General features: G+C 38.6%; 3 protein-coding genes. All 3 read right to left on the minus strand.

Annotated elements, in window-relative coordinates; genetic code table 11:
- A partial coding sequence (locus FIS9605_RS38605; RefSeq protein ID WP_035140338.1) for a type I polyketide synthase occupies window positions 1-3774 on the minus strand: 3774 nt, incomplete at its 3' end.
- Between the two features lie 45 nt (window positions 3775-3819).
- A complete protein-coding gene (gene panP / locus FIS9605_RS0129915; protein ID WP_026735864.1) occupies window positions 3820-5496 on the minus strand; it encodes a pyridoxal-dependent aspartate 1-decarboxylase PanP in 1677 nt (558 codons plus the stop codon).
- Between the two features lie 148 nt (window positions 5497-5644).
- Window positions 5645-6234: phosphopantetheine-binding protein (locus FIS9605_RS38610; protein ID WP_035140339.1), on the minus strand; the 590-nt coding region annotated here is incomplete at its 5' end.

Genomic DNA, 6234 nt, shown 5'->3' on the forward strand with positions numbered 1-6234 from the left:
AATTTGTTCAACATTTGCAGATGCAAGAGCTTTATGAATATGTTCGTAATTAGTGGTATCGGCACGTAATAACAAAACTTCTGCACCTAATTCCTCTAATGCTAAAACTTGCTGAATTTTGAGACTAATTTCATCATCTTGAGAATGAGTTTCAAGCCATTGTGAGAAATTGTTTTTCTCTGGAAATTTAGAATCTTCAATAAATATGAGTTTTGCTTGGAAAGTTTTTGTTAAGTATTCTGCAAGCACAACTTCAACACTTTCTAATCCACCAGTAAACAGGTAAACACCCTGTTTTTTCAATGGTATTTTTTCGTCAACAATTGACTCCAAGCGAACTGGCTCAAATGTTTGTACCCAACGGTGGCGATCGCGATAAGCAACTACCATATCTGAGGATACAGAGGTCAACTCATCTAAAAGTTTGTCAATAATGTTAACCTCACAATCTTCTTGTCCTCTCTCTACATCTGTGCGGTTAGTTAAAGAAATATCAATACATCGACAGGTAATATTAGGATACTCTTGAGGAATGACTTTACATAAGCCTAATATTGCTGCTTTCTCTGGGTCTAATTTTTCATTTCCATTAACCTCTTGGATGTTGTTTGATACAACCCAAATTTGTAAGCGATCGCTCGTATCACTAATTTTCAGCTTACTAATGCTCTGAGTCAAAAATAGTAAACTTTTGAATTCTAAATAATTCCCTGCGTGGCAATTTTCGAGATGACTTACGCTCCATAAATAAGCAATATATTCAGGATTGTGTCCTAATGATATTAATTCTTTAAGTAAAGTATCATAATCTTCATTTATGCATGGATTAATTGTATAAATACCCTCACTTACTTTGCTAAACCGCTCTCCTTGTTGAACAGCAATGACATTTTTACCTTGATTTTTAAACTCATTAATTAATTTTGCACCTACTCCCAAATCATCCACAAAAAACAGCCATTTTTCTTGTGTAGAATTGATTTGCTCGGAGGATGAATGAGGCAGCAAAGAGCGCTTCCATGAAGGAACATAAAACCAGTCGGCAATATCTTGTTTATTATCTAATGTTGTTAGTCTTTTATTTACAGAAGGTGATGGGGATTTCGCATCAATCCAGTACCTTTGTCGTTCAAAGGGGTAAGTCGGCAAAGGCAGACGATGACGCTGCTCGTGGGTATAAAATCCTGACCAATCTATTTCTATACCAGAAAGCCACAACCGACCTAATGTTTGTAATAAAAAGCTAACATCAGATTGTTGCTCTTTGGCATGGCGTAACGAAGTCAATACCTGTTGCTTGGCATTTTTATCTAAATGCTGTGTCGTCAATGTGCTTAAAGTTCGCCCTGGCCCTACTTCTAGAAAAACACCTTCAAACTGCTGTAATAGTTGCGATATCCCATCTGAAAATCTGACAGTTTGTCGTAAATGTTGACACCAATAATCTGGATTTGTCGCTTGTTCAAAAGTAATCCAACTACCAGTTACATTAGAAATAAAGCGTATGCTTGGTGGATTCAGTTTGACTGTTTTGACAGCCTCAATAAACGCTGACAATATTGGTTCCATCATCTGGGAATGGAAAGCATGAGATGTATGCAACAGCCGACATTCAACTTCTTGAGACGATAATTGTTTTTGTAGCGTTGCGATCGCCTCGTTTGTTCCCGAAACTACACAGTCAGATGGGCTGTTGATAACTGCAATTTGTAGAGACTTTTGATACAACGTCTGTGCATCCAAAAGCAACTGCACATCTTTTTCTGGCAGCCTAATTGCCAGCATACTCCCAGAAGGCAACTGTTGCATCAGGCGTCCTCTTGTTGCCACAATTTTTAAGGCATCTTCTAGAGAAAATACACCTGCAATGGTTGCGGCGACATATTCCCCAATACTATGGCCAATCATCGCCTCTGGACGCACTCCCCAAGACATAAATAACTGAGCAAGGGCGTACTCTGTAACAAATAACGCGCTTTGGGTGAGGGCTGTTTGTTGTAGTTGATTTGAAGCAGTTTCAGTATCTTCTTCGCTGGGATAAAGTAGGCAGCGGATATCAAGACCGAGGTGGGGTTGCAAAATACCAGCGCAACTATCTATATGTTTTTTAAACGTCGGTTCTACTTCATACAGTTCCCTCCCCATGTTTGCATATTGTGACCCTTGTCCCGAAAACATGAAGATGACTGGACAGTGACCTGGTTTACAGTGGTGACTAAAAATACGTTGTGGATCTTGGCTGTTAAGCGATTTCACTGCATCATTTAGACTGTGGCTAATCATGATGCGGCGATAGTCAAAAGCTTGACGACCTACTTGTAAGGTATAAGCGACATCTGGTAGAGGAATATCGGGGTTTTGCTCTAAATAAGTATGCAGTTGCGCTGTTGCAGTGTCTAAAGCTGTGCTGGTTTTGGTTGAGAGCAGTAACAATTGCCAAGGACGCGAGGGACTGGAAGCTTCAATCACTGGAGCTTCTTCCAAAATAACATGGGCATTAGTCCCGCCAATGCCAAAAGAACTTATACCTGCTCTGTTTGGTGTACCGTTAGTTTTCCACTCTGATAATTTGGTATTGACGTAGAAGGGACTATTAGCAAAATCTATCTGGGGATTGGGCTGTTGAAAGTGTAAACTCGGAGGTATTTGTTTATGTCTTAATGCAAGGACTGTTTTAATTAATCCTGTCACACCTGCTGCTGTATCCAAATGCCCGACATTGGTCTTTACTGAACCAATAGCGCAAAAGCCTTTTTTGTTCGTGCTAGCACGAAAAGCTTGTGTGAGAGCCTTAATTTCAATCGGGTCTCCTAAGATGGTTCCTGTACCGTGCGTTTCTACATAAGTAACAGTCTCAGGCTCGACTCCAGCTAAGGCTAAAGCTTCTAAAATAACTTCCCTTTGACCATCAACACTAGGAGCTGTATATCCAACCTTTAAAGAACCATCGTTGTTAACAGCTGAACCCTTGATTACTGCATGAATAAAATCACCATCAGTAATAGCATCCTCTAATCTTTTCAACACTACTATACCTAAACCATTGCCACTAATCGTTCCTTTCGCTTGAGCGTCAAAAGCTCGGCAATGACCGTCAGGAGATTGAATTCCTCCTTGTTGATAGTAGTAACCTGTTTTTTGCAGCATTGTAGCGGAAACACCGCCCGCTAAAGTAATATCACTTTCACCATTGAGTAAACTTTGGCAGGCTAAGTGAACAGCAACTAATGATGTGGAACAGGCAGTTTGAACATTGATACTTGGCCCTCTCAAGTTCAATTTGTAAGAAACCTGCGTGGGTAAAAAGTCTTTGTCGTTTCCAATCAAAATTTGGTAGCTGTCTACTGATTCCATCAAATCTCGATTAGAATATAAATTTGAAAGCAGGTATGAACTTGCACCAACACCTGCAAAAAGACCTATTTGACCGCTATAAGTTTCGGAGTTATAGCCAGCATTTTCTAAAGCTTCCCAAACACATTCTAGAAAAAGTCGGTGCTGTGGATCTGTAATTTCAGCTTCTCTGGGAGAAAAACCAAAAAATGAAGCATCAAACAAATCTATATCTTCTAATATACCGCTTGCTTTCACGTAATTGGAATCGTTGAGCAATAATGGATCTACCCCAGCAGATATTAGTTCCTCATCCGTGAAAAAAGAAATTGACTCTACACCAGAGCGCAGGTTTTGCCAAAAGCTATCAACTTTATTTGCCCCAGGGAAACGACCCGCCATACCAATAATAGCGATTTCGTCTTGATTTGCTATATCCATAGATCAAAACTCTATCATAAATATTTTTGTCTAATGTAAAGACACTCAATAAGACTGAGTTAATCCTTCATCTTTGAGAAAATATGAAATTGAAATTTCCGAAGCAATCTGAATTTGGTCATTTAAAACCGCGTCAATATCTTCTTCATTAGTTAATGGATTAGCAATGACCGCACGCATGGCAATTACAGGAATTTTTTTATCAAAACTGATAGTTGTTTTTGTCGTTCGTGAGATAAAAGTGCGGCCAATCTGACGCTGCATCTTTTGTAAATGTTCGTTAAAATTATTGATAATGTGATTATCTGTATCTGTTAACTGTTTTTTCGCAACACTGCCTCTAAATTGCTCTGGAATATAGCGATAAATTAACAGATTAGTATCAGGTTCTGCCAACAATTCAAATTCGGGCATTGCCGAAATACGAGCAGCCATGTATTGACTTTTCCGGATTCCTTCATCAATCAAAAACTCATATCCCTTAAGCCCAATCAGCTTTAGACCAGCGTGTAAAAATAAAGCCATACCCGGTCGAGAACCTTCTAAAGCACGTTTACCCAAATCAAACGATCCCTTACGCATGGTATAGCTAGCCTGTTTTTCGATTGAAGAAGCTAGATAGGGGTCGCGGAAAAAGACCATACCAATCCCCATTGGTAAATACAATTGTTTATGTCCATCAATGGTCACTGAATCAGCTTTTTCAATGCCAGCAAGCTTATGTTGATGTTTTCGGGAAAAGATAACTGGACCACCCCAAGCGGCATCCACATGAAAATGTATATTATTTTCTTGAGCAATCTCTGCAATATCTTCTAGGGGGTCGACACTACCAGAATCTGTGGTTCCAGCAATACCAACAATAGCTATAATATGTAAGTTTTGCTTGCGACAATCTGCAACAGCTTGGCGTAGGGCTTGTATATTAACTCGATTGTTAGAATCAACGGTCACTCTAATCAAATTTTGGGTACTAATGCCCATTAAATCCGCAGCTTTATCAAAAGAGAAATGCATCAATTCGGAGCCAATTACAACTGCTCCTTTATAACCGTAAAAATTTAGGGCTGCGGTTAAACCTTCTTTTTCTATACCTAAAAACTCATTTTTTGCACCTAAAGATTTATTTCGGGCACACCAAAGTGCTGTGATATTTGCTGTTGTACCACCAGAAACCAAAATTCCTAATGTACTCTGATTGTTTTGAATATGCTGAATGTAGAAATTATCGGATAAGTTATAAATTTGTCGATGCATCATTGCTAAAGCCTCACGCTCGCAGAAGCTCAAGGCTTTAGCAGTTTCTATTTTGACAGCGTTTTGATTCATTGCTGTCATCAGTTTGGCTAAAGGGCGTACAAAAGAAGGAAGTGCCGAGGTCATATGACCGATAAATTGTGGCGAAGATGTGTGTATTGAATGAGCGACAACATTCTCATTTAAGGATTGAAGATAGCTCTCAAAATCAGTAGGTAGTGCAGGTATTTTGCTATTACCAAACTTTTTGATTATCAAGTCAATATCAACATTAGTATTTGCATTTTTTGTACTTAAAAATTCCTGAGAAAAATCATTAACTATCTCATCTATCTGTGTTTCAATAGATTTCACGGGAGTAGGTGTAAACATTTGTGTTACATACTCACCAATTTCAGAATGTAATATTTCCTCAGTTTGAGAAAAGCTATTTTTAGATAAAAATTCTTTTTCACTTAATGTCATTTTGTCTCCTTCAATAGATAATTTTTATCCTGCATTGCTAGTATTATTGTTAACTAAAATCTCAAGTGAGATTAATCACATTTTCTTTGGATTGGTGAGTAAAAAAATGACATTTAGTGTCATGAATAGTCTACATAAAACTTTAAGTTTATTCGTCTGATTGAGACGAAAGTTCCCTTTTCTTGGTCGCTGCTCGGTGTTCTTTTCTGGCTTGTTTTCGACGCTGTACTGAAGCTGTCCTACTTTCAGAATGCTTTATTATAAAAGATGTTTCTTTTCTTGATTCCTGATTAAAATATCTAGCTAGGTGGCTTACAGTTGGATATTGAAACATTTCTACCAAGAGAAAATCTCTCTGGAATATTTTTTGCAATTTACTATGAACTTGAACTAGAAGTAATGAATGGCCACCCAGTTCAAAGAAGTTATCATAAATTCCTACGTTCTCAACGTTAAGTACTTCTTGCCAAATCTCGGCAATAGTTTTTTCTACCTCGGTTTGGGGTGGCTGATAAGCTGCTTCTAATTCTGGACGTACTGTATCAGGTGCTTTTAGTGCTTTGCGGTCAACCTTACCATTGGGTGTTAGTGGTAGCGCCTCCAATGTGACAAAAGCCGCTGGCACCATGTAGTTTGGCAACTTCGCTTCTAAAAAACCTCGTAGTTCAGGAATCGTTAGCATTTGTTCTGAGTTCGGAACTACATAGGCGACTATTCGTTGAGAATCCACTTCCGAAG

Origin of the sequence: Fischerella sp. PCC 9605 (genome assembly GCF_000517105.1) — a bacterium.
Taxonomy (GTDB): Bacteria; Cyanobacteriota; Cyanobacteriia; order Cyanobacteriales; family Nostocaceae; genus PCC9605.